At 59.9% G+C, this 13758-nt stretch carries 14 protein-coding genes; 10 read left to right on the top strand and 4 right to left on the bottom strand.

Going from position 1 to position 13758, the window contains the following annotated elements; translation table 11 throughout:
- Positions 1-26 precede the first annotated feature (26 nt).
- A complete protein-coding gene (locus IHQ72_RS29240) occupies positions 27-290 on the bottom strand; it encodes an acyl carrier protein (protein ID WP_258118952.1) in 264 nt (87 codons plus the stop codon).
- A 344-nt stretch (positions 291-634) separates the two neighbouring features.
- Here IHQ72_RS29240 and IHQ72_RS29245 point away from each other — a divergent pair, with 344 nt between their 5' ends.
- Together IHQ72_RS29245 and IHQ72_RS29250 are read left to right on the top strand one after the other, a co-directional pair.
- A complete protein-coding gene (locus IHQ72_RS29245) occupies positions 635-847 on the top strand; it encodes a hypothetical protein (protein WP_143747921.1) in 213 nt (70 codons plus the stop codon).
- Between the two features lie 177 nt (positions 848-1024).
- Positions 1025-2164, top strand: a complete 1140-nt coding sequence (locus tag IHQ72_RS29250) for a helix-turn-helix domain-containing protein (RefSeq protein WP_258118953.1) — start codon at positions 1025-1027, stop codon at positions 2162-2164.
- Between the two features lie 405 nt (positions 2165-2569).
- Here the strand turns inward: IHQ72_RS29250 and IHQ72_RS29255 are convergent, their stop codons facing one another.
- From IHQ72_RS29255 to IHQ72_RS29265, 3 genes are all read right to left on the bottom strand, one after another.
- Positions 2570-4342, bottom strand: a complete 1773-nt coding sequence (locus IHQ72_RS29255; RefSeq protein ID WP_258118954.1) for an SLC13 family permease — start codon at positions 4340-4342, stop codon at positions 2570-2572.
- A 162-nt stretch (positions 4343-4504) separates the two neighbouring features.
- A complete protein-coding gene (locus IHQ72_RS29260; protein ID WP_077381301.1) occupies positions 4505-4741 on the bottom strand; it encodes a metallothionein in 237 nt (78 codons plus the stop codon).
- A 111-nt stretch (positions 4742-4852) separates the two neighbouring features.
- Entirely contained in the window at positions 4853-5785 is a 933-nt protein-coding gene (locus tag IHQ72_RS29265) for a complex I NDUFA9 subunit family protein (protein WP_258118956.1), read from the bottom strand.
- 314 nt (positions 5786-6099) lie between these two features.
- Between IHQ72_RS29265 and IHQ72_RS29270 the strand changes: the two genes are divergently transcribed.
- From IHQ72_RS29270 to IHQ72_RS29305, 8 genes are all read left to right on the top strand, one after another.
- On the top strand, positions 6100-6711 hold the full coding sequence (locus tag IHQ72_RS29270; protein ID WP_374120289.1) for a cupin domain-containing protein: 612 nt from the start codon (positions 6100-6102) through the stop codon (positions 6709-6711).
- Between the two features lie 120 nt (positions 6712-6831).
- Entirely contained in the window at positions 6832-7770 is a 939-nt protein-coding gene (locus IHQ72_RS29275; RefSeq protein ID WP_258118958.1) for an ABC transporter substrate-binding protein, read from the top strand.
- A 74-nt stretch (positions 7771-7844) separates the two neighbouring features.
- Positions 7845-8642: an ATP-binding cassette domain-containing protein gene (locus IHQ72_RS29280; RefSeq protein ID WP_258118959.1), complete on the top strand. Its 798-nt coding sequence runs from the start codon at positions 7845-7847 to the stop codon at positions 8640-8642.
- Positions 8639-9649 carry an ABC transporter permease gene (locus IHQ72_RS29285; protein WP_258118961.1) on the top strand — a complete coding sequence of 337 codons (1011 nt, stop codon included), beginning with the start codon at positions 8639-8641 and terminating at the stop codon, positions 9647-9649. The genes IHQ72_RS29280 and IHQ72_RS29285 overlap by 4 nt, the downstream gene beginning before the upstream one ends.
- 4 nt (positions 9650-9653) lie before the next feature.
- A complete protein-coding gene (locus IHQ72_RS29290) occupies positions 9654-10748 on the top strand; it encodes a phosphotriesterase family protein (protein ID WP_258118962.1) in 1095 nt (364 codons plus the stop codon).
- 27 nt (positions 10749-10775) lie between these two features.
- Complete coding sequence (locus IHQ72_RS29295; RefSeq protein ID WP_258118963.1) at positions 10776-11546, top strand: glutamine amidotransferase; 771 nt, start codon at positions 10776-10778, stop codon at positions 11544-11546.
- A gap of 3 nt (positions 11547-11549) precedes the next feature.
- Positions 11550-12458: a ribokinase gene (locus IHQ72_RS29300; protein WP_258118964.1), complete on the top strand. Its 909-nt coding sequence runs from the start codon at positions 11550-11552 to the stop codon at positions 12456-12458.
- Positions 12455-13285, top strand: coding sequence for a BtpA/SgcQ family protein (locus tag IHQ72_RS29305; RefSeq protein WP_258118967.1), 831 nt, complete (start codon positions 12455-12457; stop codon positions 13283-13285). The genes IHQ72_RS29300 and IHQ72_RS29305 overlap by 4 nt, the downstream gene beginning before the upstream one ends.
- Positions 13286-13758 lie beyond the last annotated feature (473 nt).

Below are 13758 nucleotides of genomic sequence, written 5' to 3' on the forward strand. Positions count from 1 at the left end.
GCGATATCAGGGAATCCGGAAACTTTTCAAAGCGTCCATTTTTGCAGCTGACCCGCCGCAGACATTGTCTTTTGATGGAGACGGTGGGCTTCAAGCGATTCGATTGACTGTGCCGAGATCTCCTCGATGAAGCCGATAACCTCGAGTACCCCTGCCGAGTCGACGATGCCTTGGTCGAGAAGGGACGTGTGGCTCTCCAGAGCATCCGCGTCGGCTATGTAGAAATTCGACGCCAGGAAAGCGCGGATCTGATCCTTGCAGGTTTCGGCTCTATCCTTGGTAGACAACATTGAATTCTCCTCCGCGCGGCTGCTCGACCGCACCATCGCCTCCGGCCGAAACCTTTTCATCGATCATTCTGATGAAGCCGCGATGCTGCCAAAGGTCTTTATCTCGAAGCGAGCCAAGAAACCCATTCTTGGCCGGTTCAGGATCGAGCCGCTAAGGGTTAGCTTTGTTGACTTGGTGCGATAAAATTAACTACTCTACAAACAGTGAGCCTTAAATGTATCTAATGATTTTGTTTATCTTATAAACAATACACTTCGGAGGTGACGTGAGGTTTGCATGCTGCAGATGGATTTCTGACGTTATCGTCGTTATATTACTGAATTCCATGACTGTCTGTGTAATCTTGGCTGCGGTTGCCGTGACCTGTCGTGATTTCGTGCCTTCCCGGATTCGGCTCACCTCAGTATTTCTGACCTTTATCGGAGGGATCGTTCTTTCCATTCAGGGTAATGAAGGTGCCTTCTGGCCTGCCGCCATCGGCAATACCATCATTATCTATTCCTTTTGCCTGACCTGGATCGGCGCGCGCTATTTTTACGGCAAGAAGGAGGTTTGAGAGCGGCGCTTATCATTTCCATCGCAAGCTTCCCCTTCATGTCGTTTTTCCATACAAGCTGGCAGGGTCGGAATGTTGTCTATGCGGTCGGTCAGTTCCTCTCCATGGCGATGACGGTGGCATATCTCCTGAAGCAGCGCGACGTCGCGGCCTTCCGGGTCGTGGCTGGAGGCAGTGATGTCGGATAAGACGGTCCCACCTAACGACAGGGAGCCGACATCTGTCGAACGTCGCCGCTGGCCGCGCATGTCGCAGGATCCACTCGGCGAGGATGAGGTGGAGAAGGCCGTCCTGACGTCGTTGCGCTTTGAGACGGAAATCCTTCCACCAATCCAGCAGTTTGCTGCCTGGCGGGAGCATATGGCGGTATTGATGGATTCGCGTCTGCCGAACAATGTGGATCCCGAGGATGGATTTGTCGTCCAGCAGGCGGTGTGGAATCTGGGCGGCATGCTTTTGTTGCAACAAACCGTTCCGGCCTTCAGTTACGAACGCTCGCCAGACGCGGTGCGGTTCAGTCCAATTGACCATTGGCAGATCACCGTTCTCCGCGCCGGTCGCACCTGGACCGGAGTTGACGGACGTGTCGCGCAAAATGAACCGGGCATGATTGAAATCCGCTCGCTCGGGCATCCGTTTAGCGGGCGGGCGCTGGCAACGGAGTCGATCAGCCTGATCGTTCCCGTCGATCTGTTTGCCGATGGAGGTAGCTTGCCGGCGGCGAGCAACAACGTCGTTTTGGGTGGACACCGGGCCAAACTGCTGATCGATCTTATGTCAAGCGTTGAAGCCAATCTCGATCGCTTCACGCAAGACGACCTTCCTAGAATCAAGGACCGTTTGCGGAAAATGGTATTCGACGCGGTTACACCTTTGGTGGATCGTGATGACGGCAACGATCAGATCTCACAAACCGGATTGATGACGCGGGCGAGACGCTTCATTTCGAGCAATCTTGCCTCGCCCGACCTGACACCGGATGCTCTCGCCCGGGAACTGGCGACCTCGAGGACACGGCTCTATGAGCTTTTCGAAACGTCCGGCGGCGTTGCGAATTACATTCGTCGACGACGTCTATCCGCAGCTCATGCAATGTTAGCGGATCCTTCCGACACCCGAAAGGTCGCCGAAGTTGGTCTAGCAATCGGCTTTGATTCAGCGGCGAATTTCAGTCGAGCTTTCACGCAGCAGTTCGGGTATAGCCCGAGCAACATACGCAAGCAGTCGTCCGAAGACTACATGTACCCGGATAGGCAAACAGGTAAGAAACCAAAGGTCACATTCGAAAGCCTGCTGCAAACGCTCGGCCTCTTTTGAGGATGGCGAGGAGCATATATAAGATGTACACTAAGGACGTTCGATGACGACTTCGGGCATCTAAGCAATCGACCAACCTTCTATCCCTATAAACCCCCGAGAGCTGGCAAACGCGACAGCCCAAGTGGACCTCTCTGTCGTGAACCGCTGCGGGGATCTAGAGAGCTAATGCGTCAATCAAGCTTGTCCCATAGCGTGTTCAGATATCCTGATCTCTTTCACAAACGCTCGCAATTCGGCTGGAGGTGCGAGACAAAAAGTTCGAAAAGCATCCAGGAACCCCAGCCATCGCTCACAGGGTCCGTTCCGGACACATGTGTAGCAGCCGTTTAATAATGCGACAGTGATGCGACAGTTTTCGCCGGCCGGCGAAAGTTCGAGCCGGATTGGTCCGTCCATCGCATATCAGTTCATTGGCCATACGATCATTAGCATCGGCACAGCAACAATGACGACGAGGAACGATAGCGGCAGTCCCAGACGTGGATAATCGCTGAAACGGTAGCCGCCCGGCCCCATGACGAGCGTGTTGCACTGGTGGCCGATCGGGGTGAGAAAATCGCAGCCGGCGCCAATGGCGACCGCCATCAGAAATGCTTCCGGCCTGTAGCCGAGATCGCCGGCAAACTCGGCGGCGATAGGCGCCATGACCAGAACGGTGGCGGCATTGTTGAGGAATGGCGTAACGGCCATGGCGGCGACAAGGATGAGCATCAGTGCGCCGGGCGCCGGAAGAATGGTCCCCAGTTTGGCAAGCTCGCCGGCAACCACTTCTGTCGCCCCTGTACTGCGTAGCGAATCGCTCACCGGAATGAGAACGGCGAGCATGACGAGGATTGGACCATCCAGCGATTGGTAGACCTCCCGGACCGGGATGACCTTGAGAAGCACCATCCCGACCGCGGCCGCAAAGAAAGCGACGGAGACCGGGAGCAGCCCGAACGCAGTCGCCACCATAGCGAGAGCAAGGATCGATACCGGCACGACACCCTTGCGGACGCTACCAAGCAGGATGGCCCTTTCCGCCAGCGGCAGGCAGCCGAGTTCGCGCAGTATCTCGGGTATCGTCGCTGCATTGCCCTGCAGCACGACGACGTCGCCGAGCCTTAGCTGGACTTCGGCCAGCCTGCGGTCGAGGCGCTCGCCGTGACGGCTGACAGCCAGGAGGTTGACATTGAAGCGGTGGTAGAGCGCAAGGCGCTGGGCTGTCCAGCCGATCAAAGGGGAGCTTTCACCGATGACGGCTTCGATAGCGACCAGCTCGCTGGTCGTGTCGTCCCCGCGGGCCCTGTTGCCCGTAACGCTGAGTTTGCCCTGGGAGACAAGGCGATCCAGCGCCTCTGGGTCGCCCTCGATCAGCAGAATGTCGTTCACTTTGAGGACAACGTCGGGCAGTGGCGTCATCCGCATAGTCCGGTTGCGCAGGATCGACGTCACGACAGCATCGCCGCCGGAAAGCTTCATGAGGTCTGCGACGGTTTTCCCGAGCACCGTCGAATCGCGGACAATTCGGGCCTCTGTCAGGTAATTCTTGATGTTGATGGCTTCATTCACCGACCCGCCCAGCTTTTCGCGCACCGGTAACAGCCAATAGAAAAGCACCAGGAAGATCGTTCCGGCGGCGGCCAGCGCGGCTCCAACAGGTGTAAAGTCGAACATTGTGAAGGCGGCGCCGGTCAGTTCCTCCCGCACACGGGACACAACGATATTGGGAGATGTTCCCACCTGCGTCATGAGCCCGCCGAGCAGTGACCCGAACGCCATAGGCATCAGGAATATCGAGGGTGAAACGCTCGACCGACGGGCGAACTGGAAGGCGATCGGAATCATGATAGCGAGCGCACCGATATTCTTTACAAACGCAGACAGGATCGTAACCACGATCACCAGCAGCGCCAGTTGCGACCGAACACCCGACAGGTTGGGAACAAAGCGCTTGATGGTAACTTCCATGATGCCCGAGCGGGCTATGCCTGCGCTCACCAGCAAGGCACTGCCGACAATGATCACGATGTCGTCGCTGAACCCGCTGAAGGCTTCGTCAAAAGGCACGATGCCAACCGCGAGTGAAAGCAACAGTGCCGCAGCTGCGACCAGATCATATCGATACCGGCCCCATACGAGCGCCGCCATCATAACGAAGATAACGGCGAACGACAAAATTTGCGGCGTAGTCATGTCTTTGAATGCCCCGCCGCAAATGCGGCTGATCAGAACGTCCAAACCGACCTTTTGTTGCTTTCGCTGGTCACGACTTTGCTAGCACGGTTCCATCTTGCCAATAAGCCCGTGTCGAGCGGTGTTCCTGGCTCATGGGGCCATGATCCTGGTAGCGTTGCATCAAGGTGCGCGATCGGTCAGTGCGCTTGCACCTTCCTCTGCGGCGCAATGTGCGCAGCAGTAGATGATGTCATCTTGTTCGACGCCATGTCCGATGATCCGGCATCCGCAATGCGGACAGAGCGGCGCAAGTTTCTGGATTGCGCATTCGAAGCTGTCGAACGTATAGGTTTCCTCAGCCAGCTTCACTTCGAAAGCCTTGTCGTAGTCATTCCCGCATTGATCGCATCTGGCCATAGTCCTTTTCCTTCTTCTTCATTGGCTCAAGCTCGACCAACCCGCCGCATGGCGATAGGTTCCCGTCAGGATCGTAGAGTCTTGCTAAGCAGGTGACGAGCCCGAGCAGCGTCACGCGCGCCGTTCGATCAAGCGGATCACCTCCTCGATGTCCCGCGGCGCGATGTCGAGTTGCTTCAGGCCCGGCGCGCCGATTGCTGCCACATTGTCGTGCCGCATAAGATCGACCTGGTTGCGCGTTATGGGCGCTCCCGGAAGGAGTTCCGCGACGCCAGCCAAAGCGTCCCACGCCGCAAACGGCACCGGCATCAGCCTGATGTGGGTACCGAGTTGTCGGGCGACCTCCCGCAGCAGTTCCTTATAGGTGTAGATGCGCGGGCCACCGAATTCGAATATGGATGAGCCCTTGTGGTTTCGCCCGTCGATCAGCCGGGTGACTGCGTCTGCGACGTCTTCCACATAGACCGGCTGAAGCCGTGTGCCGCCATCGCCGAACAGCGGATAGACTGGCAGGAGGCGTATCAGCCTCACAACCGTCGTGAGGAAAACGTCGTCAGGTCCTGTCATGACGGCGGGACGCACAATGATGGCGCCGGGAAATGCGCTCGCCACCGCCTCTTCTCCGCGCCCACGTGCCCTAATATAATTCGAATCCGATTGAGGATCGGAGCCGATGCCCGAAATCTGGACGAACCGGTCGACTTCGCCAGTGCGCGACGCGACGGCAAGATCAGCTGCGGCTTCCACGTGTACGCGCTCAAACGTCTGGGCGCCCTGCTCGACATAGAGACTGACGGCATTCACGATGGCCTGTGATCCGGCAATGGCCGAGCCGATCGAGGACGCATCCAATATATCCGCCTCGACGGCTTCGGGCATCCTTGCCGTCGAAGAAAAGACCGGGCCCACACGAGCCGGGTGGCGGGATGCGGCGCGGACCGTGAAACCCTTTTCAAGGAGCCGCTTCACGATCCGGCGCCCGAGAAAGCCTGTCCCGCCGAACACAGTGACGATCCGTTCTGCGTTGAGATCGTCAGGATCCATTTGCCTTGCCATCCCTTGTCTTCGCGTGCCCGCCGAGCGCCTGCCGCGAGGATTGCCCTTGGCCGGCGTATGAACCGTGACGGTGGAAAACAAGGCAGGAACGCTTTTTGTTCCGTCAGTGCTGGGTCGAGAGGGAGACGGCCGATGTTTCTATAGAAGGCGAGTGTTTGACGCTGAGTTGCTTTATCCGTGCTGTCAAAAACTGGTCGAGGCACTGCAGCGTCGAAATTGACAAATCATCACTTGCAAATCCGTCGCCGCTGTCTTTTGCTCGCGCGACAGTTGTCCATGACTGTTGAATGGTTGGCGAACGGATGAACAAAATCGATCGGCGACGGCCGGAGTCCGAAATGGACGCCACCGTAAATGCCGCGCGGCTTGGAACGCGGTTGCGCCTCGCCCGGCAGACACGGGGCATGACGCTGAAGGCGCTGGCGACAGCTGCGAACTGCTCTGAAAGCCTTTTATCCAAGATCGAGAACGGCAAGGCTTCGCCATCCCTGCCCATGCTTCACCGCCTGGTCGAAGTTCTGGAGACCAATATCGGCTGGATGTTCGAACAGGTCGACGACGACGAGGCGATCGTGTTCCGCGCAGGCGCGCGGCCGTTGATCTCGCTCGACGCGCTGAGGCGCGGCGAGGGCATCTCGCTCGAACGCATCATTCCATATTCGCCCGGTCACCTGTTGCAGTGCAATATTCACCATATCGAAGCAGACGGCGAGAGCGAAGGCCCCATCCAGCATGTCGGCGAGGAAGTCGGCTATGTGCTGGCTGGCCGAATCAAGCTGATCGTCGACGGCAAGGGCCATGACCTCGCCACCGGCGATGCGTTCGTATTCAGGTCGGAGCTGCCGCACCATTACCGCAACATCGGCAAGGAGAGAGCCAGCATTTTCTGGGTCAACACGCCGGCGACCTTCTGACGGCGTTCAGAGATTCAAAGACGTTGACAAATATTCAAGTCTCTTGAATGTTTGCTCGTGCCTGTAGCACCAATGGGACCAGCCGAATGGGTTTGGCCCGCAAGCAAGGGGAACCCGTAAATGCGTCCGTTCAAACTTCTCGTCCGTTGCGCCGCCGTCGTCGCCATTTGCTCGACAGCGATGGGGTCGGCGTTCGCCGATACGTTCGCTCTCGTCAACATCAACCAGCAGGCCCTGTTCTTCAACCAGATCAACGAGGGTGCGCAAAAGGCGGCCGATGCCGCCGGCGCCAAGCTGGTCATCTTCAATGCCAACAACGTGCCGAGCGCGCAAAATGACGCGATCGAGAACTACATCACACAAAAAGTCGACGGCATCATCTTGGTCGCCATCGACGTAAACGGCGTCAAGCCTGCAATCACCGCCGCGAAGGCGGCCGGCATCCCCGTGATCGCCATCGACGCGCAGATTCCCGACGGCGACAACGTTGCGTTCATCGGTGTCGACAACGCCAAGGCCGGCGAGGATATCGGCAAATTCTACGCCGACCATGTGAAGTCGGAGATGGGCGGCACTGCCAAGATCGGTATTGTCGGCGCGCTCAATTCTTTCATTCAGAACCAGCGGCTCGACGGTTTCAAGAAGGCGGTCACTGACAGCGGCCTGGCGATCACCTTCCTCGACACGGTCGACGGCCAGAATGTTCAGGAGACCGCGATGAGCGCTTCGGAGAATTTGATGACCGCCAATCCGGACATGACGACGCTATACGCGACCGGCGAGCCGGCGTTGCTCGGCGCTGTTTCGGCCGTAACCAGCCAAGGCCGCACCGGCGACGTCAAGGTGTTCGGCTGGGACCTTACCAAGCAGGTCATTCAGGGCATTGACGATGGTTGGGTGGTGGCAGTCGTCCAGCAGGATCCGGCCGGCGAAGGCAAGGCCGCTGTCGAAGGGCTGACCAAGCTCAAGAAGGGCGAAACGGTCGAGCCGATCATCAATATTCCGGTGACGATCGTGACCAAGGACAATGTCGACAAATATCGCGCGATGTTCCAGTAAACTGCGTCGATGACCGGTCCGCGGCGCCGCCTGAGGCTACGCTGCGGACGCTTCGCAAAGCCCGTGGATCGAAGATGAGCAGTAGCGAGACCTATCGGGTGCGGATGAGCGGCATCTCAAAGCGCTACAACGCCATTCAGACGCTCGATGACGTGTCGCTGGTGCTGAGGCCGGGCGAGGTCCTGGGGCTTGTCGGCGACAATGGCGCGGGAAAGTCGACGCTGAGCAAGGTGCTGTCGGGGGCGGTGGTTCCCGATGCCGGCACGATCGAGATCGATGGCATGCCGGTGACCTTCACTTCGCCGGCGGACGCGCGTGCAGCGCGCGTCGAGATGGTCTATCAGGACCTGTCGCTCTGCGACACGGTCGATGTCGCCGGCAATCTCTTTCTCGGTCGCGAGCCACGCCGCCGCTTTGCCGGCATTTCCTTTCTCGACAAGAAGCGCATGCACGAGCAAACGCGCCAGATGCTCGACCGACTCGGCATCGTTATCGCCGACACGCGGCTCAAGGTCGAAAACCTGTCCGGCGGACAGCGACAGTCGATCGCGATCGGCCGCGCCGCCTCGTTCGAGCCGTCCGTGCTGATTATGGATGAGCCGACGGCAGCGCTTGCAGTCGCCGAGGTCGAGGCTGTGCTGGACCTGATCCGCGCCGTGAGCGCGCGCGGGGTCAGCGTCATTCTGATCACCCACCGCCTTCAGGATCTGTTCCTCGTATGCGACCGCATCCAGGTCATGTACGAAGGACGCAACGTCGCCGAGCGGCTGATCGGCGAAACCAATATCGAAGATGTCGTCAACCTGATCGTGGGCCGCAAATTCAACGCTCGTTCGGCCACCAACGCCTATCGCGATGGAGCGCCAGCATGAGCGACGTGACTTCGACCCATTCCGCTCAATCTCAAAGGGTCCACGCAGGCACCTGGCGAGATGCGGTGCTTGCCAATGGCAGTGTCGTGTCGATCGCGCTGTTCTTTCTTATCGTTAGCGTCATCTTTTCGGTGGCGACGGACGCCTTTCTGACGTCGCCCAACCTGCTGAACATCCTGCGTCAGTCGGCACCGCTGCTGATCGTCGCCGCGGCGATGACGTTCGTCATCACCACCGGCGGCATCGACCTTTCGGTCGGCTCCGTGCTGGCACTGGTGGCAACCTTGTCGGCGACATTGCTGCAGCTGGGCCTGCCATGGCCGGTGGTCATCCTCGCCATGCTTGCGCTGGGCGCCTTGCTTGGCGCGGTTCAGGGCTATTTTGTCGCTTATGAGGGCATCCCGGCCTTCATCGTCACGCTTGCCGGGCTTTCGGTGATCCGTGGCGTGGCGCTGCTGATCACCGGCGGCTACTCGATCCCCATCGAGCCGGGAAGCCCTTTCACGGTGCTGGGCCGCGCCTGGCTGCTTGGCGTGCCGGCGCCGGCGCTGATCGCGCTGGCGATCCTCGCGATCGCCTATATCGCCTTCAACGAGACGCCGTTCGGCCGCTACGTGACCGGCATCGGCGCCAACGCCGAAGCGGTTAGACGTGCCGGCGTCAACACACGGCTGACGACACTTTTCGTCTACGTGATTTCCGCCGCCGCGGCAGCACTTGCGGGGATCATCATTGCAGCCCGGCTTGGATCCGGATCGTCGAATGCCGGGCAAAGCTTTGAGCTCGAAGTGATCGCTGCCGTCGTGCTTGGCGGCACCAGCCTGTTCGGCGGCCGCGGAACGATCGTCGGCACGGTGCTCGGCGCGCTTACCGTGGCCGTCATCGGCAACGGCCTGATCCTGGCGCATCTGTCGCCTTTCCTGACGCCGATCGTCACCGGAACGATCATCCTGATCGCCATCTGGCTGAACTTCCGCCTGTTCCGCGGCGCCGTCCGGAGCCGTTGAGCCTATGGGTGATGATCTCTTCGATGACGCAGCTCCCAGGCAGCGGCTGGCGATCGGGGTCGATACCGGCCATGTGATGACCGTGCTCGGCCCCGTCCCGGTCGAAGAAATGGGCATTACGCTGATGCATGAGCACATCTTGCTCTGCGGCGCGCGCAGCTGGAGATGTCCCTGTCATCCTGACGACATGGCTCTCGCCGAGCAGCCGGTGAATATCGAGATCATCGGCGAATTGCGCATGAACCCTTACGTCAACCGCGACAATGTTTCGCTCGACGACAGTGACCTGGCGCTGTCGGAACTGCAACGCTATCGCGCGCTCGGCGGCCACACCATCGTCGACGCGACCAATATCGGCATCGGCCGCGAGCCGGAAAAGCTCGCCCGCATCAGCCGCATGTCCGGCCTGAAGATCGTCATGGGCACCGGCTTCTATCTGGAACACACCCATCCCGAATGGCTGAAAGCGATGGATGTCGACGCAGTGACCGAGTTCATCGTCAACGACGTCGGCGGCGGCGAGACGCAGCCGCCGATCCTGGCCGGCCTGATCGGCGAGGTCGGCGTCAGCAAGGACTTTACCGCCGAGGAGCGAAAGTCGCTGAGAGCTTCGGCGCGGGCCGCGCGCATCACCGGCGTGCCGCTGTCGATCCATCTGCCGGGGTGGGAGCGGCTGGCGCACGAGGTGCTCGATGTCGTGGAGGCCGAGGGCGCCGATCTTCGCCACACTGTGCTCTGCCACATGAACCCCAGCCACAATGATCTCGACTACCAGACAAGCCTCGCCCGGCGCGGCGCTTTCTTGGAATACGATATGATCGGCATGGATTACTATTATGCCGATCAGGACGCGCAATCGCCCTCCGACGAAGAGAATGCGCGAGCAATCGCGGCACTTATCGAGGCCGACTTCGGTGACCGCCTGCTGCTGTCGCAGGATGTTTTCCTCAAGATCATGCTGACCCGCTTCGGCGGTTTCGGCTACGGCTACATCCTCAAGCACTTCATACCGCGCCTGAAACGGCATGGCGTCGAGCAGCCAGCCATCGACCGCATGCTGATCGCCAATCCGAAGGCCGTGTTCGCGCGGCAGAACTAAGCGGCCCGAACTTACGACGGAGTTCAAATGTCCAAGAAAAAGATCCTGCTTGCCGGTGAATCCTGGGTGTCGACCGCCACCCATATCAAGGGTTTCGACCAGTTTCCGACGGTCACCTACCACACCGGCGCGGAGGAATTGCTGACGGCGCTGAAGGCGACCGACTTCGACGTGACCTTCATGCCGGCGCATGAGGCACAGCGCAGCTTTCCGCAAACAATGGAGGCGCTTTCGGCCTATGACGCGGTGGTGCTCTCCGACATCGGCGCCAACACGCTGCTCCTGCATCCCGACACCTGGGTCCACTCCAAGCCGACGCCGAACCGCCTGCGGCTGCTGCGCGATTATGTGCGCGATGGCGGCGGGCTTTTGATGTTCGGCGGCTACTATAGCTTCCAGGGCATCAATGGCGGCGCGCGCTACCGCAAGACGCCGGTCGAGGAGGTGCTGCCGGTGAACTGCCTCGCGTTCGATGACCGCGTCGAGGTGCCGGAAGGGTTTGCGCCTGTCCTGAACGGCTCCTCGAACCATCCGATCCTGAAGGGTCTCGGTTCGGATTGGCCAATCCTGCTCGGCTTCAACGAGGTGACGCTGAAAGACGGGGCGGAAGTACTGGCAACCGTGTCGTCGGATTATGGATCGCTGCCACTGCTCGTCACCGGCCACTATGGCAAGGGCCGCACTGTGGCCTGGACGTCCGATGTCGGGCCGCATTGGCTGCCACCGGAGTTCATCGCCTGGAACGGATACAAAACCCTGTTTGAACAGATGCTGAGCTGGGCGACCGGTGAGAGCTGAGCGATGCATGTCCATGTCGTAGGCAATGCCTGCATCGACACGACGTTTCGCGTCGGCCGCTTCCCTGCCACCGGCGAGACTTTGAACGCCAGCAGCTACGCCGACGGCCTCGGCGGCAAGGGAGCAAACCAGGCGGTTGCTGCCGCGCGCACGGGTGCTCCGGTGACGTTTTGGACGGCGCTCGGCAAGGACCGCGCAGGCACATGGATCAGGAGCCGCCTCGACAGGGAGTTGTCTGACCTCGAGGCGATTGAATTCGACCTGCCAAGCGACCGCTCGACCATCGTCATTGAGGCCGGCGGCGAGAACTTCATCGTCAGCGGCGTCGCCTGCAGCGAGGCGTTCGATCCGATCGCGCAAACCGCACTTGCGCGCCGGATCGCGTTTGGCGACATCCTTGTCTGCCAAGGAAACCTGCGGGGCGCCGCGATAGATGCCTGCCTGCGGGCAGCACAGGAAAATGGCGCGCGCACCGTCCTGAACGTCAGCCCTATCGATGCGGCGGCTCTGCCTGATTTCGGTATGGCAGAGGTTTTGGTGGTGAATCAATCCGAGGCGAAAGCGCTGACCGGCCAAGACGATTTGGCAGCCGCAGCCGGCGCGCTGGCGGCCAAAGGCGCCGGGACAGTCGTGATCACACTTGGCGCTGAAGGTTGTCTCGTCCTTGGCCCTGACCCGGGGGGATCGCTTCGTTTGCCGGCGCCACGCGTCGAGGCGCTCGACACAAGCGGCGCCGGCGATGTCTTTTGCGGCTGTCTGGCCGGCGGGCTTGCCAAGGGCGTGTCGGTTATCTCAGCGCTGAAATTCGCGCTCGCGGCCGCGGCAATTGCGGTGACTCGCCCGGGCACATTGATATCCTGTCCTTCCGCGTCTGAAATGGCGGCGCTCATCGATGAAACGGAGCTCTCATGACCCAACTCGGCCAATCAGGCGGCGACGCGCTCGTAGAACTTTTCGGCCGCACCAAGGTGGTGATCGGTGTCGTTCATCTTGCGCCGCTTCCGGGCGCGCCGCGCTATGACGGCGAGGCGGTCGAGGCGATCTATCAGCGGGGTCTGGATGATGCGAGATCCTATCTCGATGGCGGATGCGACGGCGTGATCGTCGAGAATCATGGCGACATCCCTTTTGCCAAACCTGACGATATCGGACCGGAGACAGCGGCCTTTATGGCGGTCGTTTCCGACCGTATCCGTCGCGAACTCGGCAAGCCGGTCGGCATCAATGTGCTCGCTAACGCCGCGATCCCTGCCCTTGCGATCGCCAGTGCCGCTGGCGCGGGCTTTATCCGCGTCAATCAGTGGGCGAATGCCTATGTCGCTAACGAGGGTTTTGTCGAGGGGGAGTCGGGTCGCGCGGCACGCTACCGCGCCAGGCTGCGCGTCAACGGCATCCGCGTTTTCGCCGATGCTCATGTCAAGCACGGCGCGCACGCGATCGTTGCCGACCGCCCGGTGGAGGAACTGGTCAAGGATCTGGTTTTCTTCGACGCCGACGCCATCATTGCGACCGGTCAGCGCACCGGGCACGCTGCGGATCTGAGCTATATCAGCATGATCAAAGAGGCTGCCGGCCGACCGACGCTTGTCGGCAGCGGCGTGACGCCCGACAATGCCAACGATATCCTTGGCATCGTCGATGGGATCATCATCGCCAGTGCGCTGAAGCATGACGGCGTCTGGTGGAACCAGGTCGACCCCGCCCGAGTAAAAACGTTCATGGCCGGGCTGAGGCGATGATCGAGTCGCTTTGACAAACGATCATCGATTATGTCGCTTCGCGCCCCGGGGCTTACCTAAAGAAGGGCTGTCCTACAGAGCCCATCCGGCTGCTCCGAAGCTATGGGGCTTCGAATGGAGCCGACGACCGGTTCGCCGCAGAAATATGATGGCTGGTGGAATCGAGAACCGTCGACAAAGACGCGCGGACAGTTCGCCCGAGGGCAAACGATTCATCTGCGATGGCGCGAACGTCCGGCACCGCTCGGCAATAGTGCCATCTGTGATTCCTTTGAGACATTTCGGTTTTCCGTCCTGATCGCTGGAGCCGCCACCGGTAAGAGAGATCGGCAATCAATGCCCGCAATTGTGCTGAGCGCAGTGAAGCGTTGGTCAGAATTGACTTTCTCGCGTCGCTGGTCGTTATTTAATTCAATGAAATCAACCACCTCAACAGCTATCCCGCGATTGACTCAGAACTGTTGCAAGCCACA

Source organism: Mesorhizobium onobrychidis (assembly GCF_024707545.1).
GTDB classification, from domain to species: domain Bacteria; phylum Pseudomonadota; class Alphaproteobacteria; order Rhizobiales; family Rhizobiaceae; genus Mesorhizobium; species Mesorhizobium onobrychidis.

Coding starts and splice junctions, on each gene's coding strand:
- IHQ72_RS29265 (WP_258118956.1), bottom strand. CDS start 5,785: ATGGATCCTGACGATCTCAACGCAGAACGGATCGTCACTGTGTTCGGC.
- IHQ72_RS29290 (WP_258118962.1), top strand. CDS start 9,654: ATGGGTGATGATCTCTTCGATGACGCAGCTCCCAGGCAGCGGCTGGCG.
- IHQ72_RS29270 (WP_374120289.1), top strand. CDS start 6,100: ATGAACAAAATCGATCGGCGACGGCCGGAGTCCGAAATGGACGCCACC.
- IHQ72_RS29250 (WP_258118953.1), top strand. CDS start 1,025: ATGTCGGATAAGACGGTCCCACCTAACGACAGGGAGCCGACATCTGTC.
- IHQ72_RS29295 (WP_258118963.1), top strand. CDS start 10,776: ATGTCCAAGAAAAAGATCCTGCTTGCCGGTGAATCCTGGGTGTCGACC.
- IHQ72_RS29280 (WP_258118959.1), top strand. CDS start 7,845: ATGAGCAGTAGCGAGACCTATCGGGTGCGGATGAGCGGCATCTCAAAG.
- IHQ72_RS29305 (WP_258118967.1), top strand. CDS start 12,455: ATGACCCAACTCGGCCAATCAGGCGGCGACGCGCTCGTAGAACTTTTC.
- IHQ72_RS29255 (WP_258118954.1), bottom strand. CDS start 4,342: ATGACTACGCCGCAAATTTTGTCGTTCGCCGTTATCTTCGTTATGATG.
- IHQ72_RS29300 (WP_258118964.1), top strand. CDS start 11,550: ATGCATGTCCATGTCGTAGGCAATGCCTGCATCGACACGACGTTTCGC.
- IHQ72_RS29275 (WP_258118958.1), top strand. CDS start 6,832: ATGCGTCCGTTCAAACTTCTCGTCCGTTGCGCCGCCGTCGTCGCCATT.
- IHQ72_RS29260 (WP_077381301.1), bottom strand. CDS start 4,741: ATGGCCAGATGCGATCAATGCGGGAATGACTACGACAAGGCTTTCGAA.
- IHQ72_RS29240 (WP_258118952.1), bottom strand. CDS start 290: ATGTTGTCTACCAAGGATAGAGCCGAAACCTGCAAGGATCAGATCCGC.
- IHQ72_RS29285 (WP_258118961.1), top strand. CDS start 8,639: ATGAGCGACGTGACTTCGACCCATTCCGCTCAATCTCAAAGGGTCCAC.